Below are 26,015 nucleotides of genomic sequence, written 5' to 3' on the forward strand. Positions count from 1 at the left end.
CATGAAGATTGCATTTATCGGCGGCGGCAACATGGCCGCCGCCCTGATCGCGGGATTGGCCAACAAACTGACCGATGGCGCCAATATCCACGTGATCGATCCCAACCCGGACGCGCTGGCGCGCCTGCGCCAGCAGTACGGCGTGACCACGGCGGCCGCGGCCGACGCGGCCGTGTCGGCCGCCGATGTGATCGTGCTGGCGGTCAAGCCGCAAAACATGCCCGAGGTGGCGGCGCAATTGCTGCCCTTCATCGACGCGGCGCGGCAGCCGCTGGTGGTGTCGATCGCGGCCGGCATCCGCGGCGCCGATCTGTCGCGCTGGCTGGGCGGCTACGGCGCCATCGTGCGCTGCATGCCGAACACGCCGGCGCTGATCGGCATGGGCATCACCGGCATGGTGGCCCTGCCGGGCGTGAGCGCGGCGCAGACCCGGGCCGCCGACGACATCCTGCGCGCGGTCGGCCCCACGGTGTGGCTGGACGACGAAGCCAAGATCGACGCGGTGACGGCGGTATCGGGCAGCGGCCCGGCCTATGTGTTCTACTTCATCGAGGCGATGCAGCAGGCGGCCGAGGAAATGGGCCTGAGCGCGGAGCAGGGCACGCAACTGGCGCTGGCCACGTTTGCCGGCGCGGCGCAGCTGGCGACCCGCTCCGACGAACCGGTCTCGCTGTTGCGCGAGCGTGTCACGTCGAAGGGCGGCACCACCTATGCCGCGCTGACCAGCATGGAAGCGAGTGGCGTCAAGGCGTCCATCGTCGCCGCCCTGAAAGCCGCCGCCGCGCGCGGCAAGGAGCTCGGCGACGAACTGGGCGCCGCCGGTTAAGTCCTGCCGTCGCAGCCTTGTTTCATCGCGGCGATCCATGCGCGGATCAGGGCCACGCCTTCCTTGTGGACCGAGCCGCGCCCCAGTTCCGGCATCATGATGCCGGGCTCCGCCGAGTCCAGTCGGTACAGCATGATGGAGTCGTCCGGCCGGCCAGGCGCGATGTCGTGGCTGCGCCCGCCGGTGCCGGCGCCGGCCGCCACCGGCGGTTTGCACAGGCCCAGATGCAGGTCGGCCGGCGCGCCCATCTGCAGGTGCAGCGCGGTGGTATTGGCCGCGCCCTTGTCGTTGTGGCAGTGGGCGCAGTTGATGTCGAGGTAGGCGCGGGCGCGCGCCTCCACGCTTTGCGTGCCGTCGCGCCAGTTGGCGTTGCGCGGCGCGGCGCCGGCGCCGTTGGCCGGCATGCCGGTCAGGTAGCCCACCCTGGCCAGATGGTCCAGCTGGTTGACGCTGACGCCGTCGTACGTGTAGTCGCGGTTCAGGTGGCGCGCTTTCGGGCCGATCGGCTGGAACTGGCGCGACTTCACATCGGCCACGTGGCAGGACGCGCACTGGTTCACGTTCGGCACCACGTAGGTGAGCCTGGCGCTGCGCTTGTCCTCGTGGACCACCTCGAGCGGGATCTGGTCGCCGGTGCGTGACAGCACGGCTTCGGTCTGCCCGGCATTCCACACATAGGGCAGGGCGATCCAGCCGCTGGCGCGCCGCACCAGCAGGCGCGTTTCGATCAGCCGCACGCTGGCGAGGTCGAGCTTGTCGCCGCCGTTGTCGCTGGTGGCCAGCACGGTCTTGCCGTCGGCGCCCTTGGGATAGTAGAAGGTCTTGCTGATGATGGAGCCGACCGGGAAATCAAAGGTGCTGTCGGCGTGGTAGACCGCCGCCTGGCCCTTCGGCATCCACACCGTGCGCAGCTTGTGCGCGTAGTCGGTGAACAGCGGCGTGTTCAGGTCGTACGGCACCACATCCTTGTTCAGTTGGAGCTTGCCGCCGGCGACCGCCATCAGGTGCCAGTCGCTGAGTTTTTCCGGATTGCCCTCGGCGATGAAGCTGACCGGCGCCTGGCTTTGCGTGCACGCCGTCAGCGCGAGCGCGCACGCCGCCGCCAGCAGCGGACGGGTGAGGAAGGTAGGCGTCATGACTGGGCGGCGAGTTGGGCGATGGTGACAGGCGGCAGCTTGGCCAGCTCGCAGCGGAACGGCGCGCTGTCCTTGCTCGGGTTCTTGTATTTGTTGGGGCCGTCGGCGTTCAGCACGTCCGCGTCTTTCTGGATGCAGATGCGCTGCTCGGGCGGCAGCGCGCCTTTCACCAGCAGCCTGGTGTCGACGTAGCCGTCCCAGAGCACGTCCGGCAGGTGGCCGCTCAGGCCGTACATGGCGATCTTCAGCGCTTTCAGGTCGAGGCCGTCCGGCGAGTCGCCGCCGCCCTTGAAGCGGTTGCCGTAGACGTAGATGGCTTTCGGATACGGATCGTAGCCGGCCGCCACGCCTTTCTCGGTGTAGTAGCCGGTCGAGTGGTAGCTGGAGATGATGACGTTGGCGGTCTGGTTCTCGACCACGTCGTTATCGAAGATCTCCACCTTGGAGTTGGAGTTGATGACGATGCCGGAGCCGGCCGGCACGCTGGCCACCGCCGTGCCCTTGGCGGCGAAGTTGCCGAGGTTGTTTTTCTCGACCTTGTTCTTGTACACGCGGGTGCTGTGGCCGGCCTGCGACAGGTTGGGCATGTTGAAGACCAGGATGCCGCCGGTGTTGTTGGTGGCCACGTTCTCGTAGACATCGGCGTTGACGGTGTTCTCGATCTCGATGCCGGCCACATTGCCCTCGGCGCGCGAGCGGCGCACGATCACGCCGTTGGACTGGCCGACGTAGATGCCGGCGTCGGAGGCGCCGATCGCCACGCTGTCCTCGATCAGCACGTTCCTGGTTTTGACCGGATAGATGCCGTAGGCGCCGTTGGTCACTTTCGGGCCGCCGGTCCATTGCACCTTGACCTTGCGCACCGTGATGGTGTCGCCGTCGTTGATCTTCAGGCCGTCGCCCTTGGAGTCCTCGATGGTGAGGTTTTCGATGGTGAAGCCGTTGCCGTACACCAGCAAGCCTTCCGGCCCGGTGACCTGGCCCTTGAAGGAGAGGATGGTCTTGTCCATGCCGGCGCCGCGGATGGTGACGCCGTCGCCGCGCAGGGTGAGGCCGGAGGTGAGATGGTAGTTGCCGGCCGGGATCTCGATCACGCTGCCGGGCTTGGCGTCCAGCAGCTGCTCCTGCAGCTTTTTCTGGAAGGCGGCGTCGGCGCTGACCTTTTCCGCCGACGGCGCCGGGCCGTCGGTCCTGGTGCAGGCGCTGGACAGCACGCCGATGGAACCACACAGTGCAATGACGCGTAACGCTCCGTTCATCTGCTGCCTCCCCTTCATTTTGGTTTTATGAAACGAGTATAACAGTATGTTTTGCGCGGTTTACTTCAACCAGATGCAGCAGCCTTGCTGCGTTTGAGGTCGAGCGCGAGGGCCGCCTGGCGCAGGCGGCCGTTGCGGCGCAGGTAGGCGAAGGCGGCGCGCGTGTCGTACATCAGCTGGTAATGGAAGTAGTTGATCTGTTCGGCCGCGACCAGGGCCAGCACGCAACCGGCCCACCACAGGTCGGCGCTGGTGACGGTGGCGGCGCGGTGGACGGTCCACGCCAGCACTGCGGCCATGGCGATCACATTCGAATATTTGAAGCCCTGGTACAGCGGCGTGAACCAGGCCGGCAGCGTGCGGTGCCCGGTGAATCCCCGCAGCTTCAGGTGCCAGTACAACGCGCCTTGCAGCAGGATGTAGCTCATCAGCGCGGTGGCGGCGATGCGCAAGTCCCACGCCACCGGCCCGTCGCCCCGGCGCCAGTCGTTCCAGAACAGCAGCGGTAGAAACACCGCGCAGAAGGTCTCGGCGTTGCGCAGGTACTTCATCCGGGACTGTATTGCGTGCATGCCAGATTCCTTTCTGTGGCGATTTAATCTAGCATAGCATGTTGTTAATAGAAATCGCTTGTTTGAGCCGCCGATTTCGTCTACGATGAGCATCCCCTTTGGCCAACCCATTTTTCTGAAAGGAGATCGCGATGCAAAACATGTTGACCACCACCGCTATTTCCATGGGCCTGGCCGCTTGCTTCCCGGTTTAATCCCCCAAGCTCCTTGCACCGCCTGTGGCGTTTGATCGCCGCGGCGCCGCCACGCCCATCCTTTGGATTTTTCAGGATAAGGCTCCTCAATGGGCAATTTCATTCAGCATCTTTCCGATCGCGTGACGATCGTCGCGTCCGCTCGCCTGTGGCTTGAAGACGCAGCATTACAGCAGACTAAAACCACGGCCAGCCTGCCGGGCATGGCGCGCGTGGTCGGCCTGCCCGATCTGCATCCAGGCCGTGGCTATCCGGTGGGCGCGGCTTTTTTTAGCACCGGCTGGATTTATCCGGCCCTGGTCGGCAACGATATCGGCTGCGGCATGACGCTGTGGCAGACCGGCCTGTTGGCCGGCAAAGTCAAGCTCGACAAGCTGGACAAGCAGATCGGCAATCTCGATGAGCCGCTCGACAACGACGAGTGGGAGGCATTGGCGCAGGCCGATGCCACGCTAGCGGGGCAAAGGGACGCGCTGTCGCGCGCGCTGACCGCCGCGCAATTGGACACTTCGCATCTGCGCTCGCTAGGCACGATAGGCCGCGGCAATCATTTTGCCGAGCTACAGTCGATAGACCAGGTGACATGCGCGGACACCGTGGCCCGTGCCGGACTGGCCGGCAAAAGTCTGCAATTGTTGGTGCACAGCGGTTCGCGCGGGCTCGGGCAGGCCATCTTGGCTTCGCATGTGGCAGCCTTCGGCCACGCCGGGCTGGCGGAAGCGGAGGCTACGGTCTATTTGCAACAACACGCCGCCGCCGTGCGGTTCGCGGAATTGAATCGCGCGCTGATTGGCGCCCGCATCCTGCATCGCTTGCGCACCGATGGGGTGCGGGTGTTGGATGTGAATCACAACACGGTGGTCCCAGCCCAGGTGGACGGGCAGCAGGGCTGGCTGCATCGCAAGGGCGCGACACCCAGCGACCAGGGATTGGTGATGCTGCCAGGCTCGCGCGACGACTACAGCTACATGCTGGAGCCCGTCGCGGCGAACGGCGTGCTAAGCCTGCATTCGCTGGCGCATGGCGCTGGCCGCAAGTGGCAGCGCACGGACTGCAAGGACCGGCTTCTCAAGATCGCGTCGCCTGAGCAACTGAGCCGCACCTCGTTCGGCGGTCGCGTGATTTGCAACGACCGTGCCTTGATTTACGAGGAGGCGTCGCAAGCCTATAAAAACGTCGACAGCGTGCTGGATTGCCTGGTCGGCGCCGGGCTGGCCCGGGTGGTGTACCGCAGCAAACCGGTGCTGACTTACAAGACACGTGGGGAGTGCTGCTGATGACATGGTTACATTTAACGGCAAACACCGGTCCGGCGGAATGCTGTCTTGGTGTGCGCCACGCACTGGCGCGGCTGCTGGAGGAAGCGGTCGGCAGCGATGTGGACACCACCTTGGTCGAGCAGGTGGACGGCCCGGTGGATGGCACCATCAGCTCTGTGCTGCTGCAGCTTGAAGGGGCGGCGGCCGAGCTGCTGGCCCGGCGCTGGAGCGGCAGCATCCTCTGGGTTTGCGCAAGCCCGTACCGGCGGCAGCACCGGCGCAAGAACTGGTTCCTGCAAGGCGCGATCCTGGCGCCGCCCGCCACGCCGCCCGACGATGGGGCGATCCGCTACGAGGCGACGCGCGCTTCCGGTCCCGGCGGCCAGCATGTGAACAAGACCGACAGCGCCATCCGTGCCACCCATGTCGCGACCGGCTTGTCGGTCAAGGTGCAGTCGCAGCGCAGCCAGCACGCCAACAAGAAGCTGGCCGCGCAGCTGCTGGCGATCAAGCTGGCGGAGCTGGCGTCGGCGGCGGGGGCGCGCAGCCGCGCCGAGCGGCATTCGCAGCATCGCCAGGCGGAGCGGGGAAACGCGCAGCGGACCTTTGTCGGCCCCGGTTTTGTCGAGCGGCGCTGACTATTTGCGCGACAGCAGCATGCCCACCACCACCCCCAGCGCCACGCCGATGCCGGCCGCCTGCCACGGGTTTTCGCGCACAAAGGTGTTGACGCTGTCGGCGGCGTCGCGGCTGTGGGCCAGGAAGCTGTCCTCCAGCTTGCGCAGGTCGCTGCGGGCGGTGCGCAGGGTGTCGTCAAAGCGCGCGCGGGTGTCGCTGCGGACGCCGGCTTCCTCGCCGGCGCTGTCTTGCAGCCATTTCTCGGCTTCGCCGATGGTGTGCTGCAGATCGTCCATCAGGCGGTCGCGTACGGTGCCGCTGGCGGCCTGGGCCTCCGCGACGGTGCTGGTTGGTTCCATGGTGGTGACCTCGTTAAAAATTAGCCAGTGTAAGTATCGACGATGTCTCCGCTTTGCGCGCGCTCAATTGTGCTCAGCGTAGCGCGTAATCCAGCGCCACGCCGGCGAAGATCACGCCGCCCAGCCAGTTGTTGTGACGGAAGGCGTAGAAGCAGGCGTCGCGCTCGCGGTGGCGGATCAGGGTGTAGTGGTAGCAGGCGATGCCGGCCGCCGCCGCCAGTCCGGCCACGAACCAGAAGCGCAAGCCCTGCTGCCAGCCGCACACCAGCAGGATCGCCAGGTGCAGCGCGTAGCACAGCATGATGATGGCCACGTCGTGGCGGCCGAAGGTGATGGCCGAGGTCTTGATGCCGATCTTCAGGTCGTCGTCGCGGTCGACCATGGCGTATTCGGTGTCGTAGGCCAGGGTCCAGAAGATGTTCCCGACCAGCAGCAGCCAGGCCAGCGGCGGCACCTGGTTCTGGATCGCCGCGAACGCCATCGGGATGCCGAAGCCGAAGGCGATCCCCAGGTAGGCCTGCGGGATGGCGAAGAAGCGCTTGAAGTAGGGATAGGTGCCGGCGATGATCACCGCCGCCACCGACATCTGCTTGGTCAGCGCGTTGAGCGGCAGGATCAGGCAGAAGGCGATGATGGACAGGACGGCCGCGATCGCCAGCGCCTCCTTGCCGCTGATGCGGCCGCTGGTGAGCGGGCGCTGGGCGGTGCGCTTGACGTGCTTGTCGAAGTCCTGGTCGGCGTAGTCGTTGATGGCGCAGCCGGCCGAGCGCATCAGGAAGGTGCCCAGCGTGAAGATCAGCAGCAAGCGCCAGTCCGGCACGCCGTCGGCCGCCAGCCACATCGCGTACAGCGTGGGCCACAGCAGCAGCACGGTGCCGATGGGTTTGTCCAGCCGGATCAGGCGGAAGTAGAGCTGCAGCTTGTTCATAAGGCGACTTCAGGAGACAGGAAAGCGGTGATTATCGCAAATCCTGAAGCCGGCCGTCACTGGTCGGCGCAGAGGGTGGTGATGCCGGGCAGGTTGCACGAGGCCACCACCTCGCACACGGCGTCGATGGCGGCCTTGCGGGTGAAGCTTTTACGCCACACGATCACCACGCGGCGCGAGGGCACCGGCTCGTCGAACGGGCGGAACTGCAGCATGCCGTCCTTGGCCGCCATGTCCGGCACCGAGGCGCGCGGCAGCACGGTCAGACCGATGCCGCTGGCCACCATGTGGCGGATGGTCTCGAGCGAGGAACCCTCGAAGGTGCGCTGCATGCCGTTGCCGGGCGCCGAGAAGCGCGCCATCTCGGGGCACACCTCCAGCACCTGGTCGCGGAAGCAGTGGCCGTTGCCGAGCAGGAGCATGTTCTCGGTCTTGAGGTCGTCGGCGGGGATGGTCTTGCGCTTGGTCCACGGGTGGGCCGAGGGCATGGCCACCACGAACGGTTCGTCGTACAGCACCTGCATGGCCATGCCGTGCTCCGGCAGCGGCAGCGCCATGATGGCGGCGTCCAGCTCGCCCTGGCGCAGCATCTCCAGCAGCTTGACGGTGAAGTTCTCCTGCAGGATCAAGGGCATCTGCGGCACCTTGTCGATCATGCCCTTGACCAGCGGCGGCAGCAGGTAGGGGCCGATGGTGTAGATCACGCCCAGGCGCAGCGGGCCGGCCAGCGGGTCCTTGTTCTGCTTGGCGAGTTCCTTGATGGCGGCGGTCTGCTCGAGCACGCGCTCGGCCTGGGCGACGATCTGCGCGCCCAGCGGGGTGACCGAGATCTCGGCGCCGCCCCGTTCAAACAGGACCACGCCCAGTTCATCTTCCAGCTTCTTGATGGCGACCGACAGCGTCGGCTGGGCGACGTAACAAGCCTCGGCCGCATGTCCGAAGTGCTTCGCCCGTGCGACGGCGACTATATATTTCAGTTCGGTCAGTGTCATGAATGTATTTGAACACAGGCGATGCTGGGATGCAATAATGGAACGCCAAGTTGAGCTATTGTAGCGGAATGCTGTCGATATAATGCAGCGTAAACCTGAAAGGCGACGTATGTCCTCCACATTCGGTCCGGAAGAAGCGCAGGCGTATCTGCACAAGCTGCTCAAGGTCATGCACCACACGGGGGGCTCGGATTTGTTCATTTCGGCCGATTTCCCGCCCAGCATGAAATCGCAGGGCGCGATGAAGGCGCTGAGCCAGCAGAAGCTGACCGGTGGCGTGACGCGCGCGCTGGCGCTGTCGATCATGAACGAGAAGCAGCAGGCCGAGTTCGAATCTGAGCTGGAATGCAACTTTGCCATCTCGCTACCAGATGTGTGTCGCTTCCGCGTCAACGTCTTCGTGCAGCAGCAGAATGTGGCGATGGTGATACGCACCATCGCCTCCGAGATCCCGTCGCTGGAGAAGCTGGCGCTGCCGGAGGTGCTGAAGGACATCATCATGACCAAGCGCGGGCTGGTGCTGGTGGTCGGTGGGACCGGTTCCGGCAAGTCGACCACGCTGGCGGCCATGATCGACTACCGCAACGCCAATTCGGCCGGTCACATCATCACGGTGGAGGATCCGGTCGAGTACGTGCACAAGAACAAGGGCTGCCTGATCACGCACCGCGAGGTGGGGGTGGACACGCGCTCCTGGCACAACGCCCTGAAAAACACGCTGCGCCAGGCGCCGGACGTGATCCTGATCGGCGAGATCCGCGACACCGAGACCATGGAGCACGCGATCGCGTTCGCCGAGACCGGGCACCTGTGCCTGGGCACGCTGCACGCCAACAACGCCAACCAGACCATGGACCGCATCATCAACTTCTTCCCGGAGGAGCGACGCAATCAGCTGTTGATGGACCTGTCGTCCAACCTGCGGGCCATCGTATCGCAGCGCCTGATCCGCACCGAGGATGGCAAGGGGCGCAAGGCGGCGATTGAAATCCTGCTCAACACGCCGACGATCGCCGAGATGATCTTCAAGGGCAACTTCCAGTCGATCAAGGAAATCATGCAGAAATCGCGCGAGCTGGGCATGTGCACCTTCGACCAGGCGCTGTACGAACTTTATAATAAGGGCTACATCGCCTACGAAGAGGCGCTGCGCAACGCCGACTCGGCCAACGGCCTGCGGCTGCAGATCAAGCTGCAAGGCGGCCGGCCGGAACCGGGCGAGGGCGGCGGCGCGTTCGGCGCGCTGAGCATCGAAGAAGACCAACCTGAAGACGAAGAACCCAAGACTTAACATATGCCTCAATTTGAAGACAAGATTTGTACCCGTGCCGAACTGGCCGCGCGCGTGGCCGCGTTGCCCAAGCCGGTGGTGCTGACCAACGGCGTATTCGACATCCTGCACCGCGGCCACGTGACCTATCTGGCGCAGGCGCGCGCGCTGGGCGCGTCGCTGGTGGTGGCGGCCAACACCGACGCCTCGGTCAGGCGGCTGGGCAAGGGCGACGACCGGCCGCTGAACACCTGCGGCGACCGCATGGCGGTGCTGGCGGCGCTGGAATCGGTCAGCCTGGTGGTGGACTTCGACGAAGACACGGCCCTGGAAGTGGTACAGGAAGCGCGTCCGGAAATCTACGCCAAGGGGGGTGATTACCAGATGGACGCCATCCCCGAAGGCAAGGCCGTCATCGCCTACGGCGGCGAAGCGGTGGCGATCGACTTCGAGCATGACCGCTCGACCACCAAACTGCTGGCCAAGGTGCGGTCGTTCAAATGAGGATCATCCTGATACTGGTGGCGGTGCTGGCCTTCCTGCTGGCGCTGTGGGGGCCGCCGCTGATGGTGGCGCGCAAATACTGGCTGCGCGAGAATCCGTGGGCGTTCCGCAACCTGCGCTTCGTGCTGCCGGCGCAGCTGATCGCGGCGGTGACGCTGGCGTTCGCGGCCGAATTCTCGGGCCTGCGCAACCCGGCCGCGCTGATGGCGGGCGCCACCCTCCTGGTCGGCCTGCTGGGCGCGGGCCTGCTGGCGCTGCTGGCCACCTGGTCCGCCCGCCGCTGATCCGTGATCCGGGGTCAGGTCCTCCATTTCTACACGGGCTGGGCTTTAGCGTTACACTTGTCGCCATGGCCACTTCCGATATCGACCTGCGCAGCTACGACGTTCCGTTCTCGGACGCGCACGATTTCGCCCAGATGGTGCTGCCGCTCAAAGGCAAGCTGACGCTGGACATCAACGGTCATGGCGACGTGCTGCACCCGCTGCGCGCCGCGTTCATCGCGCCGGGGCTGGTGCATACCCAGTTCTCCCGCGAGCCGAACCAATCGCTGATACTGGACTTCGACCTGTCCACCGTGTCGCCCGACACCGCCGGCCTGCTGGCCGAGCGGCCGTTCGCGCCGATCGATGCCGCCAGCGCCAAGCTGATCGACTTCATGGGCATGCTGCGCGCGCAAGGTCCGGCCGGCGCCAGCGTGCTGGCCAACTGGACGCCCTTGTTGCTGGAATCGCTCACGCGCCAGCCGATGCGTCCAGCGTCGCGCCTGCAGGCCGCGCTGGCGCAGATCGAGGCGGCGCCCGCCCAGTCCTGGAATACCGAAAGCATGGCGAAAGTGGCGTGCTTGAGCGTGAGCCGCCTGCATCGCGTGTTCCGCGAGGAGCTCGACACCACGCCGCTGGCCTGGCTGAACGCCATGCGCCTGCGGTACGCCTGCCGCCTGCTGGTGGAATCGGCGCTGCCGATCGCGCAACTGGCCACGCTGGCCGGTTACGCCGATCAGAGCGCGCTGACGCACGCCATGCGCCGCGCCATGGACACCACGCCGCTGGCCTACCGACAGCAGAATCAAACAAAAATCCGCTAGTCCTGCACAATCCCTGCCGGCCGCCTGGCGCCACACTGTCTGTCGAAAGGAGACTGACATGTGGTATGGAATTTTATGCGGCCTGACGGCCGGCGCGTTCTGGGGCATGATCTTTGTGATGCCGCGCTGGCTGGCCGAATTCTCGCCGGTGGAGCTGGCGCTGGGGCGCTATCTGGCGTATGGACTGATTACGCTGATGCTGCTGTTGCCGCGTTTGCGTCCGCTGCTGCGCCGGCTGACACGCAATGATTGCCTGGTGCTGCTGCGGCATGCGCTGGCGGGGAACATCGTCTACTACCTGCTGCTGTCGACCGGCGTGCAACTGGCTGGCGTGGCGGCGGCTTCCCTGATTATCGGCTTGCTGCCCTTGAGCGTTACCTTGCTGGGGCGGCGCGATCATGGCGCGTTGCCGCTGCGCCGGCTGGCGTGGCCGCTGACGCTGGTGGTGGCGGGCATCGTCTGCATCAATGTGGATGTGTTCACGCACGCGGCGGCGCGGCACGCGGCCTGGCCGCTGGTGGCCGCCGGCATGCTGTGCGCGTCTGGCGCGCTGCTGTGCTGGACGTGGTATGCGGTGGACAATGCGCGCTTCCTCAAGCGCAACCCGCATTTCAGCGGGGCCGAGTGGTCGGGACTTTACGGTATCAGCACCGGGCTGGTGGCTTTGGTGTTGGGCGCGGCGGTGCTGGCGATCGGCGGTGCGGCCGATGCGTCGCGCGACTGGCTGCGTTTCTGGATGATCGTCTCGGTGGTCGCGCTGGGCGCGTCGGTGATCGGCAATCAGCTGTGGAACATCGCCAGCCGGCGCGTGCCGGTGACCCTGTCCGGTCAACTGCTGTTGTTTGAAACCTTGTTCGGGTTGCTTTACGGCTTTATCTACCAGCGTCAGATGCCGCGTCCGTTGGAATGGATGGCGATCATGCTGCTGATTACTGGCGTCGCTGGCTCAGTCTGGTTGCACGCGCGCCCAAAACTTCGGGGTCAGCTCTGGCATTCGGACACGCACGCATGATCTTTGAGCGATCTCAATACCCGAGATAGCCGGCGCAGTTGAGCGGTCAGTTGTTTGCCTTGAGGCGCATCAAGCTTATGCGCTGCGTGTCCGAATGTCAGAGCTGACCCCGAATTCAGGCGCCGCCGGCGTAGCCGTTCTGGCGCCAGGCTTCGAACACGACCACCGCGACGGTGTTTGACAGGTTCATGCTGCGGTTGTCCGGCCGCATCGGCAGGCGGATGCGCTGGGCCGGTGGGAAGCTTTCGCGCAGCGCCACCGGCAGGCCGGCGGTCTCCGAACCGAACACGAACACGTCGCCCGGCTGGAAGGCGCACTGCGCGAACGGCGACGAGCCATGCGTGGTCATGGCGTACATGCGCGCCGGATCGGGCTGGATTTCGGCCAGGAAGGCGTCCCAGTCCTTGTGCACTTTCATGCGCGCGTACTCGTGGTAGTCGAGGCCGGCACGTTTGAGCTTGGAGTCCTCCAGCGGGAAGCCCAGCGGCTCGATCAGGTGCAGCTGCGCTCCAGTGTTGGCGCACAGGCGGATGACGTTGCCGGTGTTCGGCGGGATTTCTGGATGGACCAGGACGACGTGGAACATGCTGTTTTCCTTTGTTAAATCAATGCGGCGGCGTGCGCGCGAACACGAGGTTGCTCACGCACGCGGCGCCGTGGCGCTTCAATGTGGCCGCCAGTTCGTTCAATGTCTGGCCGCTGGTCATGACGTCGTCGACGACGCCGATGTGGCGGCCCGCCACCAGCGCGGCGTCCGGCACCACGAAGGCGCCGGCGATGTTTTGCCGGCGCCGCTCGGGCGTGACGCTGCTCTGGGCGGCGGTGTCGTGCACGCGCACCGCCAGTCGCGCGTGCAGGGGGACGCCCATGCTGCGCGCCAATGGCCGGGCGATTTCCAGCGCCTGGTTGTAGCCGCGCTCGGCCAGCCGGCGCGGCCCCAGCGGCACCGGGCACAGCAGGGCGGGCAGCGTGTAGTCCGGGTGGGACAGCACGGCGTCGCGCAGCAAGCGGGCGCACAGCGGGGCCAGCGCCAGGCGGTGGCCGAATTTTAGCTGCAAGACCAGTTGGTCGACAGGTAAAACGTAATCGGCCGCGACCAGCGTGCGGTCGAACGCCGGCGGTTCGGCCAGGCATTTTCCGCACAGGCTACTGCCGAGGTCGTGTAGAAATGGCGGACCTGACCCCGGAGTGCTGTTGGGGCCGTGTCCGAATGTCAGAGCTGACCCCGAATTTTCTGTGGCTGGCAGCGGGTTGGCGCAGCGCGGGCAGCGGGCGACGGCGGCGGCCGGGCCGAAGAATTGCGCGGCGCAGCCCCCGCACAACGCTTCGTCGCTGTCGCCGCCGCACAGGGCGCAGCCGTTGGGCAGCAGCCGCCCCAGCAGCGCGCGGCGCCAGCTTGTCACGCGGGCTATCTTGTCATTCATGCCACACTCGCGCGCCGAAAACCGGGCCGGCGGCCGTCGCGATGGCGTGCAACCATGTACACTGCCGACATTATCGCATTACATTGATTTATCATCATGCAAGTCCCCGCTCATCCGCCCAAATTGAGCGCGCCCATCGATCTGGAGCGCGTCCGCCAGCTGTTTTCCCGCCCCGAACGCGTCGCGCCCGCCGATTTCCTGCGCCGTGAGGTATCTTCCCGCATGTTCGACCGGCTGGAATTGATTAAAATAGCGCCGCAGCGCGTTCTCGATGCCGGTTGCGGCGCCGGCGCCGATCTGCCGTTGTTGCAAAAAGCTTATCCCGCCGCCCAGATCCTGGGCCTGGATGCCGCCGAGGCCATGCTGCGCGCCGCCCAGGGGCCCGGCGCCAAATCCTCGTCGCTGAATCAGCTGCTGAGCAAGCTGCTGCCGTCGAAGAGCGGCGTCGATCTGCTGTGCGGCGATTTCGCCGAGCTGCCGCTGGGGCCGAACTCGCTGGATCTGGTCTGGTCCAACCTGGCGCTGCATTGGCACCCGCAGCCCGACCGCGTGTTCGCCGAGTGGCGCCGCGTGCTGCGCGTGAACAGTCTGCTGATGTTTTCCTGCTTCGGCCCCGATTCGCTGCGCGAGCTGCGCCACGCGTTTGCCGAGGCCGATCTGGCGCCCCATGTGCTGCCTTTCGTCGATATGCATGACTTTGGCGATCAGCTGGTCGAGGCCGGTTTTTCCACCCCGGTGCTGGATATGGAAACCATCACGGTGACCTATGACACCCCCACAGCGTTGTTGGCCGACGTGCGCGCCCTGGGCGGCAATCCGCTCACGACGTTGCGGCGCAGCATGATGGGCAAGGCGGCCTGGCGCCGCATGCTGGACGCGCTGGAGCGTGGTCGTCGTTCCGACGGGAAACTCGGCCTGACCTTTGAAGTTATCTACGGTCACGCCTTCCGGCCCGCGCCCAAGGTCACGTCCAAGGGCGAGGCCATCATCCGCTTCGATCCGCCGCGCAAGCCGCGCTGAGGGGATGGGTATGTTGCCATGCGGCGTAAGCCCCTGTGGCACACCCTAGTTGTGAAATCGATTATTTCTTGATGTGGCTCGTTTTTGTTCTATATAATCATTCACTAATTTTGCCAGCATGTCACGTCGCCAGCTATAAACCCGCGACGCCCGGCAAAATCAGGTTACATCGAGCACGAACGAGCAGTTGAATTAAGCAGAATCGAGCGTCGGCGTTGTCCCGTGGCAGGTTGCGGCACACACTGGCGTCAGTTGTTTAAGGAGCGTCGCCGGTTCAGTTCACCGATAGCCGGTAAGACGTTAAAAAAATATTTTAATTTCTTGGGCAGTTGGGGAAAACATGAAACATGCGAAGCGACTTCAAGCGTTGATGCTCGGTTTGTCGATGCTGGCGGCCGGTATGCCAGCGTGGGCGGCTGAGACCGCGGCAAGCGGTGGCACCTACGCCGCCGCCACCGGCGGCACAGGCGGACCTATCGCCAATGAACTGAACCTGCAACCTCCCGCCACCCAAATCGCTACCGAAGTCTATAGCCTGCACAACTGGATGATGGGCGTCTGCCTGGTCATTTTCATCGCTGTGTTTGGCGTGATGTTCTATTCCATTTTCAAGCACCGCAAGTCGCTCGGCCACAAGCCGGCCACCTTCCACGAATCCACCGCCGTCGAGGTGGCCTGGACCATCGTGCCCTTCCTGATCGTGATCGGCATGGCGCTGCCCGCCACCCGCACGGTGGTCGGCATGAAGGACACCTCCAACGCCGACATCACCATCAAGGTCACCGGCATGCAGTGGAAGTGGGGCTACGATTACCTGAAGGGCGAGGGCGAGGGTATTTCCTTCCTGTCCAACCTGTCCACCCCGCGCTCGCAAGTGGGCGCGCCGGGCTTCGAGCCGACCGAGAAGCGCGGCGACAACTATCTGATGGAAGTCGACAATGAGGTGGTGGTGCCGGTGCACCGCAAGATCCGCCTGATCACCACCGCCAACGATGTGATCCACTCGTGGTCGATCCCGGCCTTCGCCGTCAAGCAGGATGCGATTCCGGGCTTCGTGCGCGACACCTGGTTCAAGGCCGAGCACACCGGCACCTTCCGCGGCTACTGCTCGGAACTGTGCGGCAAGGAGCACGCCTTCATGCCGATCGTGGTACGCGTGGTGACCGACGCCGAGTACAAGACCTGGGTCGACGGCAAGAAGAAAGAAATGGCCGCGCTGGCCGATGATCCGAACAAGACCTGGACCATCGATGAGCTGAAAACCAAGGGCGAGAAAGTCTACAACACCAACTGCGCGGTCTGCCACCAGGCCAACGGCAAGGGTGTGGCCGGCGCCTTCGCGCCGCTGGACGGCTCGGAAGTGGTGACTGGTCCGAAGGCGGAACAGATCAACGTTCTGCTGCACGGTAAGAAGAGCGGGAAATATCCCGCCGAAATGCCAGCTTGGAAGCAACTGTCGGATACGGATATCGCGGCTGTGATCACTTACACCCGCAATAGCTGGTCGAACAAGGCCGCCGAGAACATCGTTCAACCAGCCGAAATCGTGGCTGCACGTAAGTAATCAGGAGCGTTACAACATGAGCACGAGCACTTTGGATCACGCACACGACCACGATCACGCACATGACCATCCGCACGGTCTGTCGCGCTGGCTGTTCGCTACCAACCACAAGGATATCGGCACGCTGTACCTGTGGTTCTCCTTCGTCATGCTGCTGTCGGGCGGCGTGCTGGCGCTGGGCATCCGCACCGAGCTGTTCAAGCCGGGCCTGCAGTTCTTCCAGCCGGAGTTCTTCAACCAGTTGACCACCATGCACGGCCTGGTGATGGTGTTCGGCGCCATCATGCCGGCCTTCGTCGGCTTCGCCAACTGGATGATCCCGCTGCAGATCGGCGCCTCGGACATGGCGTTCGCCCGCATGAACAACTTCTCGTTCTGGCTGCTGCCGCCGGCGGCGCTGCTGCTGGCGACGTCCTTCCTGGTGCCGGGCGGCGCCACCGCCGCCGGCTGGACGCTGTACGCGCCGCTGTCGACGCAGATGGGCCCGGGCATGGACATGGGTATCTTCGCCATGCACTTGATGGGCGCGTCGTCGATCATGGGCTCGATCAACATCATCGTCACCATCCTCAACATGCGCGCCCCTGGCATGACGCTGATGAAGATGCCGATGTTCTGCTGGACCTGGCTGATCACCGCCTACCTGCTGATCGCCGTGATGCCGGTGCTGGCGGGCGCCATCACCATGACCCTGACCGACCGCCACTTCGGCACCACCTTCTTCAACGCGGCCGCCGGCGGCGACCCGGTGATGTACCAGCACATCTTCTGGTTCTTCGGCCACCCGGAGGTGTACATCATGATCCTGCCGGCGTTCGGCATCGTCTCGCAGATCCTGCCGGCCTTCGCCCGCAAGCAGCTGTTCGGCTACGCCTCCATGGTGTACGCCACCGCCTCGATCGCGATTCTGTCGTTCATCGTCTGGGCCCACCACATGTTCACCACCGGCATGCCGGTGACCTCGCAGCTGTTCTTCATGTACGCCACCATGCTGATCGCGGTGCCGACCGGCGTGAAGGTGTTCAACTGGATCGCCACCATGTGGCGCGGTTCGATGACCTTTGAAACCCCGATGCTGTTCGCGGTCGGCTTCATCTTCGTGTTCACTATCGGCGGCTTCACCGGCCTGATCCTGGCGGTGACGCCGATCGACATCCAGCTGCAGGATACCTACTACGTGGTGGCGCACTTCCACTACGTGCTGGTGGCCGGCTCGCTGTTCGCGCTGTTCGCCGGCTTCTACTACTGGTCGCCGAAATGGACCGGCCACATGTACAACGAAACCATGGGCAAGGCGCACTTCTGGCTGTCGCTGATCACCTTCAACATCACCTTCTTCCCGATGCACTTCCTGGGTCTGGCCGGCATGCCGCGCCGCTACGCCGATTACTCGGCGCAGTTTACCGACTTCAACATGATTGCCACCATCGGCGCCTTCGGTTTCGGCCTGTCGCAGGTGTTCTTCCTGTTTGGCGTGATCATCCCGACCATCCGTGGCGGCAAGAAAGCCGAAGCCAAGCCATGGGAGGGCGCGGAAGGCCTGGAGTGGACCGTGCCGTCGCCGGCGCCGTTCCACACCTTTGAAACGCCACCGCAGTTCAAATAATCATGGCCAGCCGGAATAAACCGAACAATGTGCGCACCGCCCTGATCCTGGGCGGGCTGGCCTTGTTCTTCTTTGTGTCGGTGTTTGTCAAACGGATCTGGCTGAGCTGAAAATGGAAAATCGCGTCCTGCTGCGCAAGCTGATCATCATCGCGGTGGTGATGTTCGGCTTTGCGTATGCGCTCAACCCGTTCTACCGCCAGATCTGCGAGGCGCTGGGGCTGAACGTGTTGACGCAGAAGGATGGCACGGTGGAATTCGACAAGAACACGCAGGTGGACAAGACCCGCGATGTGACCATCGAGTTCGACGGCAATGCCCAGGGACCGTGGCGCTTCCGCCCCACGGTCAACAGCATGAAGGTGCATCCGGGCGAGCTGACCACGGTGATGTACGAGGTGGTCAACACGCAGAAGCGCGAGATGAATGCGCAAGCCATTCCCAGCTACGCGCCGCAAAGCGCGACGCCGTATTTCCTGAAAGTGGAGTGTTTCTGCTTCAAGCAGCAGACGCTGAAAGCGAATGAAGCGCGGCAGATGCCGGTGGTGTTCTACATCGATCCGAAACTGCCGAAGGACGTCAAGACGATCACGCTGTCGTACACCTTCTTCGAGGTGGGCGGCGGCCTGGTCAAGACGGCGGCCAACTGATGAGCAAGAAGCCCGGCTTCCTGTATTCGGTCAAGGCCGTGCTGTGGTCGTTTGTCGGCCTGCGCCGCAAGCGCGATTTCGATGAGGACCAGCAGGGCATGAACCCGCTCCACATCATTGTCGCGGCCTTGCTGGCGGTGGCTGTGTTCATAGGTTTACTGATAACTATCGTCAAACTCGTAGTAGCTCAATAAAAGTTGATTAGGGAGATGAAGATGAGTTCCACACATACGCACGGCGGCACTGCACCGTATTACTTCGTGCCCGGCCCATCGCGCTGGCCGCTGCTGGCGGGCATGTCCCTGCTGGTGACCATGGCCGGCGCCTCCGGCTGGGTCAATGACGCATCGTGGGGCCCGGCCGCAAACCTTGCCGGCATCGTGGCCACGCTGATCGTGCTGTACTTCTGGTTTGGCGACGCCATCAAGGAATCCGAGGGTGGCTTGTACAGCCAGCGCATCGACCATTCCTACCGCTGGTCGATGGGCTGGTTCATCTTCTCGGAGGTGATGTTCTTCGGCGCCTTCTTCGGCGCGCTGTTCTATGCGCGCACCATCACCATGCCGTGGCTGTCGGACCTGGACCACAAGTTCATCTGGCCGGACTTCGCCGCCCACTGGGGCAATGTCGGCCCGGCCGGCACGGTGGAAGAGTTCAAGACCATGGGCCCGTTCCCGATTCCGACCATCAACACCGCGCTGCTGCTGACCTCGGGCGTGACGCTGACCATCGCCCACCACGCGCTGCGTGCCGGCCATCGTGCGCAAACCGCGATCTGGCTGTTTGCCACCATCCTGCTGGGCGCGATCTTCATGGGCTTCCAGGCCTATGAATACCACCACGCCTACACCGAACTGAACCTGAAACTGACCTCGGGCATCTACGGTTCCACCTTCTTCATGCTGACCGGCTTCCACGGCTTCCACGTGACCATGGGCGCGATCATGCTGTCGGTGGTGCTGTACCGCGTGCTGCGCGGCCACTTCACGCCGGACCACCACTTCGCGTTCGAGGGCGCGGCCTGGTACTGGCACTTTGTCGACGTGGTCTGGCTGGGCTTGTACGTCGTGGTCTACTGGCTGTAAGATCCAGAGACACAAAAGCCGCACTCCGGTGCGGCTTTTTTTTATCCGGTGCGGATGCCGGTCGGGTGGATATAGCCGAGCCGGTAGGCCAGCAGTATCAGCAAGAACAGGGTGATCGACAGCGCCACGCGCACCGCCAGCGCGCGCACGGTGTTGTTGCTGCGGCCCTTGTCGCGCATCAGGAAAAAGAACGCTGCCCCCAGGCTGCCGATGATCAGGATGAACGCGATGGCGACGGCAATTTTCATGGCATGAAGGAGCGGTGATTTGATCGAGGTTCCATTGTAATGGCGTTCCGCTTTAAATTGATTCCTTTCGTGGCCACGGTGCTGGTGGTGGCCCTCGGCATACAGCTCGGCAACTGGCAAACCCGCCGTGCCGAACAGAAAATCGCGTTGCAGGACAAGCTGGCGCAGGGCGCCCAGGCCGCGCCGCTGGTGCTGGACGGCGCGCCGCTGGCGGCCGACGCGGTGGCTTACCGCCGCGTGACCGTGCGCGGCGCCTTCGTGCGCGACTGGCCGGTCTATCTGGACAACCGCCCGTATCAGGGCCGGGCCGGGTTCTACCTGCTGATGCCGTTTAAAATATCCGGATCGAATATGCACGTGCTGGTGGCGCGCGGTTGGCTGCCGCGCGATCCGGCCGTGCGCGACAGGCTGCCGGCCTACGCCACGCCGGACGGCGAGGTCACCCTGCAGGGCGTGGCGCGCCTGAACGCCGGCCATGTGATGCAGCTGGGCAGCGCGCCGCCGCTGACGCCGAACGCCATCGTGCAAAATGCCGATCCCCTGCAACTGGCCAAGGACAGCGGCCTGACCATGCAGCCGTTTGTGGTGGAGCAGGGCGCCCCGGCCCAGCCGGCCGGCGACGATGCGCAGATGGTGCGCGACTGGCCGGCGCCGGCGCTGGGCGTGGAAAAACATCAAGGCTACGCCTTCCAGTGGTATGCGCTGGCGGCGATGGCGGTTATCTTTTTTGTAGCGAATGGATTCAGACGTGGAAAAACCAAGTAAGCAGGGCCGTGGTCGTTGGAAACTGTTCGCGGTGCTGGCCGTGTGCGCGGCGCCGCTGATTGCGTCATACTTCACCTATTACGTCATCAAGCCCAAGGGCGGCGTCACCAATTACGGCGCGCTGATCGATCCGCGCCAGTATCCGATCCCCGCCATGGCCAGCACCACGCTGGACGGCAAGCCCGCACGGCTGGAGGATTACAAGGGCAAGTGGATCATGCTGAAGGTGGGGCCGTCCGACTGCCAGCAGGACTGCCAGGATCAGCTGTTCGCCATGCGCCAGCTGCGCACCATGCAGGGCAAGGAGATGGGCCGCATCGAGCGGGTCTGGATGATCACCGACAACCAGCCGCTGGATACCATGCTGCTGCGCGTGAACGACGGTACCCGCATGCTGCGCGCGCCGGCCGACGTGCTGGAGAAGTGGCTGCCGCTGGAGAGCGGCGTGGCGGATAAGGCGTCCGACCATGTGTATCTGATCGACCCGCTGGGCAATCTGATGATGCGCTTCCCGAAAGGAGCGGTGTCCAGCGATATTGAAAAAGTGAAGCGGGTCCACAAGGACATCGCCAAATTGTTGAAGGCATCTGCAATAGGTTAGTTTTATGCATCTCACACTCGCTCAAATGGCGATCACGGCGCTGCTGATCGCGCTGCTGCCGGCCACCATCGTCTGGACCTCGTCGGACGCCAATAAATACCGCAAGCTGGTGTGGGTGAGCGTATTCCTGACGTTTGATCTGATCGTGTTTGGCGCCTTCACGCGCCTGACCGATTCCGGCCTCGGCTGCCCGGACTGGCCGGGCTGCTATGGCGCGGCCAACCCTTTCCTGGCCCATGAGCAGATTGTTGCCGCCGAAACCCTGATGCCGACCGGCCCGGTCACTGTGGTCAAGGCCTGGATCGAGATGATCCACCGCTACCTGGCCATGTGCATCGGCGTGCTGATCGTGGCGATGATGGCGCAGTCCTGGTATCAGTGGCGCAAGACCCGGCGCGTTGAATACGCGCCGTGGATGCCGACCGCGCTGTTCTTCTTTGTCTGCCTGCAGGGCGCGTTTGGCGCCTGGACGGTGACGCTGAAGCTGCAGCCGGTTATTGTGACCATCCACCTGCTGCTGGGCATGGGCTTGCTGTCCATGCTGGTGTGGTACGGCGGCCGCCAGAATCACCTGATCGCGCCGCGCACGCTGGTGAGCGCCTCGCCGCCGGCCATGCGCAATATCCGCATCCTGGCCGGTGTAGCCGCGACCTTGCTGCTAGTGCAACTGGCGCTGGGCGGCTGGACCAGCACCAATTACGCGACGCTGGCCTGCACCGATTTCCCGCTGTGCGGCGGCAAGCTGGTGCCGGAGATGGACTTCGAGCACGGCTTCACCCTGTGGCGCGAGCTGGGCAAGACCGCTGCCGGCCACTACCTGCCATTCTCGGCGCTGACGGCGATCCACTGGGTGCACCGCAATTTCGGCTTCATCGTGGCCGTGGTGGCGGGCTACGCGGCGTGGCGGGCGTGGGGCCATGACGCCCTGCATAAAACCGCCCGCTACATCGCCCTGACGCTGGCGGCGCAGATCCTGACCGGCGTGGCCACCATCTACCTGAGCTTCCCGCTGACCATCGCGGTGTTGCACAACGCCGGGGCGGCGCTGCTGGTACTTTTGCTGACCATGTTAAACTACAAGGCTAAGTACCAGTACGATATTGCAAAAAAAGCAGCTTCAGGCGCTTCGCATCCTCCCGCGTCGACGGTACGGCATTGAATAAGTTTCCCTCATGACCACGCAAACCGTAACCACCAAACACCAGAGCCGCGCCTCGCAATTTTGGGCGCTGACCAAACCGCGCGTCACCCAGCTGGCCGTGTTCTGTGCCGTCATCGGCATGTTCCTCGGCACGCCGGATGGGCTGCCGGACTGGCGTCTGGTGCTGTACGCGACCGTGGGCATCTGGCTGCTGACCGGGGCGGCGTTCGCCGTTAACTGCCTGGCCGAGCGCGAGATCGACGCGCGCATGGCGCGCACCGCGCGCCGGCCAATGGCGCTGGGCGATATTTCCGTGCCGCAGACCGTGGTGTTCGCGCTGGTGATCGGCGGCGCCGGCATGTGGGTGCTGTACACCCTGGTCAATCCGCTGACCATGTGGCTGACCTTTGTCACCTTCCTTGGCTACGCGATCATCTACACCATGATACTGAAGCCGGCCACGCCGCAGAACATCGTCATCGGCGGCCTGTCGGGCGCGATGCCGCCGGCCTTGGGCTGGGCGGCGGTGGCCAACGACGTGCCGATGGAGGCGTGGCTGCTGGTGCTGATCATCTTTGTCTGGACCCCGCCGCACTTCTGGGCCCTGGCGCTGTACCGCCGCGATGACTACGCCAAGTCCGGCCTGCCGATGCTGCCGGTCACGCACGGCATGCAATTCACCCAGTTCCACGTCTGGCTGTACTCGATCGCCCTGGCGGCGACCACGCTGCTGCCGTACGCGGTGCGCATGAGCGGCCTGATCTATCTGATCAGCGCCATCGTACTGAACGCCGTGTTCTTGCGCCACGCCTGGAAAGTCTACCGCCACTACACCGACCTGATTGCCCGCAAAGCCTTCGCCTGGTCCATCATCTACCTCGGCCTGCTGTTCCTGGCCCTGCTGGTAGACCATTACTTCAAGATCTGACGCGGATCAGGTAGCTTAAACGGTATTACTCCGATGCTGATTTCGCCGTTGGGCCCGGAACGGTCGCAGACCTTGAAATCATTGCCTGCAAGCCAAAACGAAACCTCCTGCTCCCGCGATGAAGACGAGCTGCGTGGTGGTAATGGGATCAATGGGAGGCATTTCATACTCCAACTTTGTTCGTGAGTGCATCCAGTAGCTTTTGAGTCCAAGGAGCGTCTCTTCGATATTTTTCTGTTGTTGTGTAGAGCGTTTGGCCCTTTGGGTTGGGACGATAAGCGCGCAAAAAACCGTCGGCTGTTTCAAGGACGTTCACAATGGTTTCTGGCGCTATCCCAGTCTCATCGGAGATGCCTTTCACCGTACGCCACACGTATTTGGATTCGCGGATGGCGGTGCGGATTTTTTCTTTGGCGTCGCGTTCGTCCATGATGGCCCCCTCTAGCGGTATCATGCTGGTTAGACTCAGTTCAAGCTCAACAAGTTCAACCGAAAGACCACCGCTGATGAAAAAAGTTCTCGCCTTTGCTTTGATCGCTGTTTCCTTGCTTGCCGGCTGCGGCGAGAAGAAGGGGGAGGCGCCCAAGCCGGCGTTTCAGAGCACCGACCTGACCGGCGCCACGTTCGCCAGGGATTTCGCGCTCACCGACCATAACGGCAAGCCGCGCACCATGGCCGACTTCAAAGGCAAGGTGGTGGTGATGTTCTTCGGCTATACCCAGTGCCCCGACGTCTGCCCCACCACCATGGCCGAAATGTCGGAGGTGATGAAGGAGCTCGGCCCGCAATCCGACCAGGTGCAGGTGCTGTTCGTCACCGTCGATCCCGAGCGTGATACCCAAAAGCTGCTGGCCGAATACGTGCCGGTGTTCGACAAGCGCTTCCTCGGCCTGTACGGCACGCCGGAGCAGACCGCCGCCGTCGCCAAGGAATTCAAGGTGATGTACAACAAGGTGGAGGGCAGCACCAAGGGCAATTACACCATGGACCACACCGCCGCCAGCTATGTGTTCGACAAGCAGGGCAAGCTGCGCCTGCTGCTGCGCTCGGGCCAGGGCGTGGCGCCGGCCGTGCATGACATCAAACTGCTGCTGGGCTGATCCGCATGCAACAGCGCTTCCAACCCTTCACCCGGCTGGCCGCCATCATCCTGCTGGTGATCGGCTGCCTGATCGTGCTGCGGCCCTTCCTGGCCGCGATTCTGTTCGCCGCCGCCATCACCATCTCCAGCTGGCCGCTGTACCTGCGCCTGCTGGCGCGCCTCAAGCAGCGCCGCACAGTCGCCGCGCTGGTGATGAGCATAGGCCTGACGCTGCTGATCATCGTGCCGCTGACCCTGGTCACCTGGAACATCGCCGACAACGCCTCCGACGTCTACGACCAGGTCAAGGCCGGCCTCGGCAGCGGCACGCTGGACCCGCCGGCCTGGCTGCGCGACATCCCGGTGGTGGGCGAGGCCGCCTACACCTACCTCGGCAAGCTGCTGCACAGCCGCGAGGAATTGCTGAACGCGGCGCGCAACCTGCTGGAGCCTGGCCGTCGCGTCCTGCTGGGCGGCGGCATGGTGCTGGGCAGCGGCGTGGCGCAGGTCAGCCTGGCCGTGTTCGTCAGCTTCTTCCTGTACCGCGACGGCGCGGCCATCCTGCGGGCGCTGGCCAGCGGTATGGACAAGCTGATCGGAGAACAAAGCGTCACCGTGGCCGACACCGTCAGCCGCACCGTGCGCGGCGTGATGTATGGCCTGCTCGGCACGGCGCTGGCGCAGGCGGTGGTGGCGGCGGTGGGTTTCCTGATCGCCGGCGTGCCGGCGGTGACGCTGCTGTCGGTGGCCACCTTCCTGTTCTCGCTGATTCCGGTCGGCCCGCCGCTGATCTGGGGCGGCGCCACCATCTGGCTGTTCAACCACGGCGACACCGGCTGGGCCATCTTCATGCTGGTGTGGGGCATGTTCGTGATCAGCGGGGTCGACAACGTGGTCAAGCCGATGCTGATCTCGCGCGGCAGCAGCCTGCCGTTCATCCTGGTGCTGCTGGGCGTGATGGGCGGCGTGCTGGCGTTCGGCTTTGTCGGCCTGTTCATCGGCCCGACCCTGCTGGCGGTCGGCCTCGGCCTGCTGCGCAACTGGACCGCCAACGAACTTTAAAAGTTCAACAGCTTGGCGGCCAGCTCGGCGTCCAGATGGCGCTCGAAGATGCGCCTGAGCGTGCCGTCCTCGCGCATGGCGCGGATGGTCTGGCTGAAGCGCGTCGCCAGCGCCTCGTCGACGTGCTGGCGTGACAGGATCAGGCCGCCCACCACCGCATCCTTGGGCGGCGCCCAGTCCATGATGCGGTAATTGCCGCTCATCTGCTCCTGTTTCAGCAGCGGATACCAGCCGGTGCTGATCGCCATCACCGCCTGCACCCGTCCCACCTTGAACAGGCGCAGCATGGCCTCGTAATCGGGCGCCTCGTACACCCGGCCCTTGGCGCGCAGGCGGTCCAGCCAGGCATCGTATGCCTTGCCATGCTTGAAGGACTTGATCACGCCGATCTTGACGCCGGGATCGGCCAGGAAATCGTCCATGCTGCGGATGTTGGGATTGACGTCCTTTTGCAGCAGCACGTAATTGCGCTCGGACAGATAGGGCACCACGCGGCCGAACTTCTCCCGCTCCGGCGTCGACACCGCCGACACCGACATATCGATGGTGCCGCCGCTCAGGCCGGCCCAGATGCGCACGCGCGAATCGGTCGAGGCGTCGATGGTGCAGCCCATGCGGCGCGCCACCTCGTCCACCACGTCCTTGTCGATGCCGGTCCAGCGGCCGTCGGCGCCCTTGTAGTAGAGCGCGCCGTATTCGTAGAAAGCGCTGCGCAGGTGGCCGCAGGCGGGATGGTGCTCGGCGGCCGCCGTGCCGCTCAGGCCGAGCAGGGCGCCGCACAGGATCAATCGGGCTAACATGTCTCCTCCCTGGCGCCCCCGGGAC

General features: G+C 64.2%; 32 protein-coding genes. 21 read left to right on the forward strand and 11 right to left on the reverse strand.

Annotated elements, in window-relative coordinates; translation table 11 throughout:
* The first annotated feature begins 1 nt into the window (after window position 1).
* A complete protein-coding gene (gene proC, locus FHW83_RS09585; protein WP_176646137.1) occupies window positions 2-826 on the forward strand; it encodes a pyrroline-5-carboxylate reductase in 825 nt (274 codons plus the stop codon).
* On the opposite strand, the gene FHW83_RS09590 is transcribed toward proC, so the two are convergent.
* The 3 genes from FHW83_RS09590 to FHW83_RS09600 all read right to left on the reverse strand — a co-directional run bounded on the left by FHW83_RS09590 (window position 823) and on the right by FHW83_RS09600 (window position 3,793).
* Window positions 823-1,962 carry an SO2930 family diheme c-type cytochrome gene (locus FHW83_RS09590; protein ID WP_176646138.1) on the reverse strand — a complete coding sequence of 380 codons (1,140 nt, stop codon included), beginning with the start codon at window positions 1,960-1,962 and terminating at the stop codon, window positions 823-825. The genes proC and FHW83_RS09590 overlap by 4 nt on opposite strands.
* A complete protein-coding gene (locus FHW83_RS09595) occupies window positions 1,959-3,221 on the reverse strand; it encodes a parallel beta-helix domain-containing protein (protein ID WP_176646139.1) in 1,263 nt (420 codons plus the stop codon). Before FHW83_RS09595 ends, FHW83_RS09590 begins: the two co-directional genes overlap by 4 nt.
* Before the next feature lie 65 nt (window positions 3,222-3,286).
* Complete coding sequence (locus FHW83_RS09600; RefSeq protein ID WP_176646140.1) at window positions 3,287-3,793, reverse strand: hypothetical protein; 507 nt, start codon at window positions 3,791-3,793, stop codon at window positions 3,287-3,289.
* A gap of 283 nt (window positions 3,794-4,076) precedes the next feature.
* On the opposite strand from FHW83_RS09600, the gene FHW83_RS09605 reads away from it, so the two are divergent.
* Both FHW83_RS09605 and prfH read left to right on the forward strand, forming a co-directional pair.
* Entirely contained in the window at window positions 4,077-5,264 is a 1,188-nt protein-coding gene (locus FHW83_RS09605; RefSeq protein ID WP_176646141.1) for an RNA ligase RtcB family protein, read from the forward strand.
* On the forward strand, window positions 5,264-5,884 hold the full coding sequence (gene prfH / locus FHW83_RS09610) for a peptide chain release factor H (protein WP_176646142.1): 621 nt from the start codon (window positions 5,264-5,266) through the stop codon (window positions 5,882-5,884). Before FHW83_RS09605 ends, prfH begins: the two co-directional genes overlap by 1 nt.
* Here prfH and FHW83_RS09615 read toward each other — a convergent pair whose 3' ends face one another.
* The 3 genes from FHW83_RS09615 to FHW83_RS09625 all read right to left on the reverse strand — a co-directional run bounded on the left by FHW83_RS09615 (window position 5,885) and on the right by FHW83_RS09625 (window position 8,143).
* The gene (locus FHW83_RS09615) at window positions 5,885-6,223 is read right to left on the reverse strand and encodes a YqjD family protein (RefSeq protein WP_176646143.1); all 339 of its coding nucleotides are present in this window, start codon (window positions 6,221-6,223) and stop codon (window positions 5,885-5,887) included.
* A 73-nt stretch (window positions 6,224-6,296) separates the two neighbouring features.
* Window positions 6,297-7,151 (reverse strand): 4-hydroxybenzoate octaprenyltransferase, encoded by an 855-nt coding sequence (gene ubiA / locus FHW83_RS09620; protein ID WP_176646144.1) that lies wholly within the window; start codon window positions 7,149-7,151, stop codon window positions 6,297-6,299.
* 56 nt (window positions 7,152-7,207) lie between these two features.
* Window positions 7,208-8,143, reverse strand: coding sequence for a hydrogen peroxide-inducible genes activator (locus tag FHW83_RS09625; protein WP_176646145.1), 936 nt, complete (start codon window positions 8,141-8,143; stop codon window positions 7,208-7,210).
* 109 nt (window positions 8,144-8,252) lie between these two features.
* Between FHW83_RS09625 and FHW83_RS09630 the strand changes: the two genes are divergently transcribed.
* The 5 genes from FHW83_RS09630 to FHW83_RS09650 all read left to right on the forward strand — a co-directional run bounded on the left by FHW83_RS09630 (window position 8,253) and on the right by FHW83_RS09650 (window position 12,016).
* Window positions 8,253-9,434, forward strand: coding sequence for a PilT/PilU family type 4a pilus ATPase (locus FHW83_RS09630; protein ID WP_176646146.1), 1,182 nt, complete (start codon window positions 8,253-8,255; stop codon window positions 9,432-9,434).
* A 3-nt stretch (window positions 9,435-9,437) separates the two neighbouring features.
* On the forward strand, window positions 9,438-9,917 hold the full coding sequence (gene rfaE2, locus FHW83_RS09635; RefSeq protein WP_176646147.1) for a D-glycero-beta-D-manno-heptose 1-phosphate adenylyltransferase: 480 nt from the start codon (window positions 9,438-9,440) through the stop codon (window positions 9,915-9,917).
* On the forward strand, window positions 9,914-10,201 hold the full coding sequence (locus FHW83_RS09640) for a hypothetical protein (protein WP_176646148.1): 288 nt from the start codon (window positions 9,914-9,916) through the stop codon (window positions 10,199-10,201). Before rfaE2 ends, FHW83_RS09640 begins: the two co-directional genes overlap by 4 nt.
* 65 nt (window positions 10,202-10,266) lie before the next feature.
* The gene (locus FHW83_RS09645; RefSeq protein WP_176646149.1) at window positions 10,267-11,004 is read left to right on the forward strand and encodes an AraC family transcriptional regulator; all 738 of its coding nucleotides are present in this window, start codon (window positions 10,267-10,269) and stop codon (window positions 11,002-11,004) included.
* 58 nt (window positions 11,005-11,062) lie between these two features.
* Window positions 11,063-12,016 carry a DMT family transporter gene (locus FHW83_RS09650; protein WP_176646150.1) on the forward strand — a complete coding sequence of 318 codons (954 nt, stop codon included), beginning with the start codon at window positions 11,063-11,065 and terminating at the stop codon, window positions 12,014-12,016.
* Between the two features lie 115 nt (window positions 12,017-12,131).
* On the opposite strand, the gene trmL is transcribed toward FHW83_RS09650, so the two are convergent.
* Window positions 12,132-12,602: a tRNA (uridine(34)/cytosine(34)/5-carboxymethylaminomethyluridine(34)-2'-O)-methyltransferase TrmL gene (trmL, locus tag FHW83_RS09655; RefSeq protein WP_176646151.1), complete on the reverse strand. Its 471-nt coding sequence runs from the start codon at window positions 12,600-12,602 to the stop codon at window positions 12,132-12,134.
* A gap of 19 nt (window positions 12,603-12,621) precedes the next feature.
* Window positions 12,622-13,440 (reverse strand): ComF family protein, encoded by an 819-nt coding sequence (locus FHW83_RS09660; protein ID WP_176646152.1) that lies wholly within the window; start codon window positions 13,438-13,440, stop codon window positions 12,622-12,624.
* 96 nt (window positions 13,441-13,536) lie between these two features.
* Between FHW83_RS09660 and FHW83_RS09665 the strand changes: the two genes are divergently transcribed.
* The 7 genes from FHW83_RS09665 (at window position 13,537) to FHW83_RS09690 (ending at window position 19,364) form a co-directional block, all read left to right on the forward strand.
* Entirely contained in the window at window positions 13,537-14,460 is a 924-nt protein-coding gene (locus FHW83_RS09665) for a methyltransferase domain-containing protein (RefSeq protein ID WP_176646153.1), read from the forward strand.
* A gap of 340 nt (window positions 14,461-14,800) precedes the next feature.
* A complete protein-coding gene (gene coxB / locus FHW83_RS09670; RefSeq protein ID WP_176646154.1) occupies window positions 14,801-16,024 on the forward strand; it encodes a cytochrome c oxidase subunit II in 1,224 nt (407 codons plus the stop codon).
* A 16-nt stretch (window positions 16,025-16,040) separates the two neighbouring features.
* Entirely contained in the window at window positions 16,041-17,630 is a 1,590-nt protein-coding gene (gene ctaD / locus FHW83_RS09675; protein ID WP_176646155.1) for a cytochrome c oxidase subunit I, read from the forward strand.
* A gap of 2 nt (window positions 17,631-17,632) precedes the next feature.
* Window positions 17,633-17,740, forward strand: coding sequence for a cytochrome oxidase small assembly protein (locus FHW83_RS30475; protein ID WP_218106232.1), 108 nt, complete (start codon window positions 17,633-17,635; stop codon window positions 17,738-17,740).
* Between the two features lie 2 nt (window positions 17,741-17,742).
* Window positions 17,743-18,279, forward strand: coding sequence for a cytochrome c oxidase assembly protein (locus FHW83_RS09680; RefSeq protein WP_176646156.1), 537 nt, complete (start codon window positions 17,743-17,745; stop codon window positions 18,277-18,279).
* Window positions 18,279-18,473 (forward strand): DUF2970 domain-containing protein, encoded by a 195-nt coding sequence (locus FHW83_RS09685; RefSeq protein WP_176646157.1) that lies wholly within the window; start codon window positions 18,279-18,281, stop codon window positions 18,471-18,473. The genes FHW83_RS09680 and FHW83_RS09685 overlap by 1 nt, the downstream gene beginning before the upstream one ends.
* Before the next feature lie 21 nt (window positions 18,474-18,494).
* On the forward strand, window positions 18,495-19,364 hold the full coding sequence (locus FHW83_RS09690; RefSeq protein WP_176646158.1) for a cytochrome c oxidase subunit 3: 870 nt from the start codon (window positions 18,495-18,497) through the stop codon (window positions 19,362-19,364).
* Window positions 19,365-19,405: 41 nt separating this feature from the next.
* Here the strand turns inward: FHW83_RS09690 and FHW83_RS09695 are convergent, their stop codons facing one another.
* Window positions 19,406-19,612 carry a twin transmembrane helix small protein gene (locus tag FHW83_RS09695; protein ID WP_176646159.1) on the reverse strand — a complete coding sequence of 69 codons (207 nt, stop codon included), beginning with the start codon at window positions 19,610-19,612 and terminating at the stop codon, window positions 19,406-19,408.
* Window positions 19,613-19,645: 33 nt separating this feature from the next.
* Here FHW83_RS09695 and FHW83_RS09700 point away from each other — a divergent pair, with 33 nt between their 5' ends.
* From FHW83_RS09700 to cyoE, 4 genes are read left to right on the forward strand one after another with little or no spacing between them, the layout of a single operon-like run.
* Window positions 19,646-20,377 (forward strand): SURF1 family protein, encoded by a 732-nt coding sequence (locus tag FHW83_RS09700; protein ID WP_176646585.1) that lies wholly within the window; start codon window positions 19,646-19,648, stop codon window positions 20,375-20,377.
* Window positions 20,349-20,978, forward strand: coding sequence for a redoxin domain-containing protein (locus FHW83_RS09705; RefSeq protein ID WP_176646160.1), 630 nt, complete (start codon window positions 20,349-20,351; stop codon window positions 20,976-20,978). Before FHW83_RS09700 ends, FHW83_RS09705 begins: the two co-directional genes overlap by 29 nt.
* A 4-nt stretch (window positions 20,979-20,982) precedes the next feature.
* Window positions 20,983-22,137 (forward strand): heme A synthase, encoded by a 1,155-nt coding sequence (locus tag FHW83_RS09710; protein WP_176646161.1) that lies wholly within the window; start codon window positions 20,983-20,985, stop codon window positions 22,135-22,137.
* Window positions 22,138-22,150: 13 nt separating this feature from the next.
* Window positions 22,151-23,047 (forward strand): heme o synthase, encoded by an 897-nt coding sequence (cyoE, locus tag FHW83_RS09715; RefSeq protein ID WP_176646162.1) that lies wholly within the window; start codon window positions 22,151-22,153, stop codon window positions 23,045-23,047.
* A gap of 163 nt (window positions 23,048-23,210) precedes the next feature.
* On the opposite strand, the gene FHW83_RS09720 is transcribed toward cyoE, so the two are convergent.
* Window positions 23,211-23,477: a hypothetical protein gene (locus tag FHW83_RS09720; RefSeq protein ID WP_176646163.1), complete on the reverse strand. Its 267-nt coding sequence runs from the start codon at window positions 23,475-23,477 to the stop codon at window positions 23,211-23,213.
* A gap of 76 nt (window positions 23,478-23,553) precedes the next feature.
* Between FHW83_RS09720 and FHW83_RS09725 the strand changes: the two genes are divergently transcribed.
* Window positions 23,554-24,147: an SCO family protein gene (locus FHW83_RS09725; protein WP_176646164.1), complete on the forward strand. Its 594-nt coding sequence runs from the start codon at window positions 23,554-23,556 to the stop codon at window positions 24,145-24,147.
* A gap of 5 nt (window positions 24,148-24,152) precedes the next feature.
* Complete coding sequence (locus FHW83_RS09730) at window positions 24,153-25,190, forward strand: AI-2E family transporter (protein WP_176646165.1); 1,038 nt, start codon at window positions 24,153-24,155, stop codon at window positions 25,188-25,190.
* Here FHW83_RS09730 and FHW83_RS09735 read toward each other — a convergent pair.
* Complete coding sequence (locus FHW83_RS09735; protein WP_176646166.1) at window positions 25,187-25,990, reverse strand: ABC transporter substrate-binding protein; 804 nt, start codon at window positions 25,988-25,990, stop codon at window positions 25,187-25,189. The genes FHW83_RS09730 and FHW83_RS09735 overlap by 4 nt on opposite strands.
* Window positions 25,991-26,015: the final 25 nt, after the last annotated feature.

This window comes from Duganella sp. SG902, assembly GCF_013376005.1.
Classification (GTDB): domain Bacteria; phylum Pseudomonadota; class Gammaproteobacteria; order Burkholderiales; family Burkholderiaceae_D; genus Rugamonas.

Coding starts and splice junctions, on each gene's coding strand:
- proC (WP_176646137.1), top strand. CDS start 2: ATGAAGATTGCATTTATCGGCGGCGGCAACATGGCCGCCGCCCTGATC.
- FHW83_RS09590 (WP_176646138.1), bottom strand. CDS start 1,962: ATGACGCCTACCTTCCTCACCCGTCCGCTGCTGGCGGCGGCGTGCGCG.
- FHW83_RS09595 (WP_176646139.1), bottom strand. CDS start 3,221: ATGAACGGAGCGTTACGCGTCATTGCACTGTGTGGTTCCATCGGCGTG.
- FHW83_RS09600 (WP_176646140.1), bottom strand. CDS start 3,793: ATGCACGCAATACAGTCCCGGATGAAGTACCTGCGCAACGCCGAGACC.
- FHW83_RS09605 (WP_176646141.1), top strand. CDS start 4,077: ATGGGCAATTTCATTCAGCATCTTTCCGATCGCGTGACGATCGTCGCG.
- prfH (WP_176646142.1), top strand. CDS start 5,264: ATGACATGGTTACATTTAACGGCAAACACCGGTCCGGCGGAATGCTGT.
- FHW83_RS09615 (WP_176646143.1), bottom strand. CDS start 6,223: ATGGAACCAACCAGCACCGTCGCGGAGGCCCAGGCCGCCAGCGGCACC.
- ubiA (WP_176646144.1), bottom strand. CDS start 7,151: ATGAACAAGCTGCAGCTCTACTTCCGCCTGATCCGGCTGGACAAACCC.
- FHW83_RS09625 (WP_176646145.1), bottom strand. CDS start 8,143: ATGACACTGACCGAACTGAAATATATAGTCGCCGTCGCACGGGCGAAG.
- FHW83_RS09630 (WP_176646146.1), top strand. CDS start 8,253: ATGTCCTCCACATTCGGTCCGGAAGAAGCGCAGGCGTATCTGCACAAG.
- rfaE2 (WP_176646147.1), top strand. CDS start 9,438: ATGCCTCAATTTGAAGACAAGATTTGTACCCGTGCCGAACTGGCCGCG.
- FHW83_RS09640 (WP_176646148.1), top strand. CDS start 9,914: ATGAGGATCATCCTGATACTGGTGGCGGTGCTGGCCTTCCTGCTGGCG.
- FHW83_RS09645 (WP_176646149.1), top strand. CDS start 10,267: ATGGCCACTTCCGATATCGACCTGCGCAGCTACGACGTTCCGTTCTCG.
- FHW83_RS09650 (WP_176646150.1), top strand. CDS start 11,063: ATGTGGTATGGAATTTTATGCGGCCTGACGGCCGGCGCGTTCTGGGGC.
- trmL (WP_176646151.1), bottom strand. CDS start 12,602: ATGTTCCACGTCGTCCTGGTCCATCCAGAAATCCCGCCGAACACCGGC.
- FHW83_RS09660 (WP_176646152.1), bottom strand. CDS start 13,440: ATGAATGACAAGATAGCCCGCGTGACAAGCTGGCGCCGCGCGCTGCTG.
- FHW83_RS09665 (WP_176646153.1), top strand. CDS start 13,537: ATGCAAGTCCCCGCTCATCCGCCCAAATTGAGCGCGCCCATCGATCTG.
- coxB (WP_176646154.1), top strand. CDS start 14,801: ATGAAACATGCGAAGCGACTTCAAGCGTTGATGCTCGGTTTGTCGATG.
- ctaD (WP_176646155.1), top strand. CDS start 16,041: ATGAGCACGAGCACTTTGGATCACGCACACGACCACGATCACGCACAT.
- FHW83_RS30475 (WP_218106232.1), top strand. CDS start 17,633: ATGGCCAGCCGGAATAAACCGAACAATGTGCGCACCGCCCTGATCCTG.
- FHW83_RS09680 (WP_176646156.1), top strand. CDS start 17,743: ATGGAAAATCGCGTCCTGCTGCGCAAGCTGATCATCATCGCGGTGGTG.
- FHW83_RS09685 (WP_176646157.1), top strand. CDS start 18,279: ATGAGCAAGAAGCCCGGCTTCCTGTATTCGGTCAAGGCCGTGCTGTGG.
- FHW83_RS09690 (WP_176646158.1), top strand. CDS start 18,495: ATGAGTTCCACACATACGCACGGCGGCACTGCACCGTATTACTTCGTG.
- FHW83_RS09695 (WP_176646159.1), bottom strand. CDS start 19,612: ATGAAAATTGCCGTCGCCATCGCGTTCATCCTGATCATCGGCAGCCTG.
- FHW83_RS09705 (WP_176646160.1), top strand. CDS start 20,349: ATGGATTCAGACGTGGAAAAACCAAGTAAGCAGGGCCGTGGTCGTTGG.
- FHW83_RS09710 (WP_176646161.1), top strand. CDS start 20,983: ATGCATCTCACACTCGCTCAAATGGCGATCACGGCGCTGCTGATCGCG.
- cyoE (WP_176646162.1), top strand. CDS start 22,151: ATGACCACGCAAACCGTAACCACCAAACACCAGAGCCGCGCCTCGCAA.
- FHW83_RS09720 (WP_176646163.1), bottom strand. CDS start 23,477: ATGGACGAACGCGACGCCAAAGAAAAAATCCGCACCGCCATCCGCGAA.
- FHW83_RS09725 (WP_176646164.1), top strand. CDS start 23,554: ATGAAAAAAGTTCTCGCCTTTGCTTTGATCGCTGTTTCCTTGCTTGCC.
- FHW83_RS09730 (WP_176646165.1), top strand. CDS start 24,153: ATGCAACAGCGCTTCCAACCCTTCACCCGGCTGGCCGCCATCATCCTG.
- FHW83_RS09735 (WP_176646166.1), bottom strand. CDS start 25,990: ATGTTAGCCCGATTGATCCTGTGCGGCGCCCTGCTCGGCCTGAGCGGC.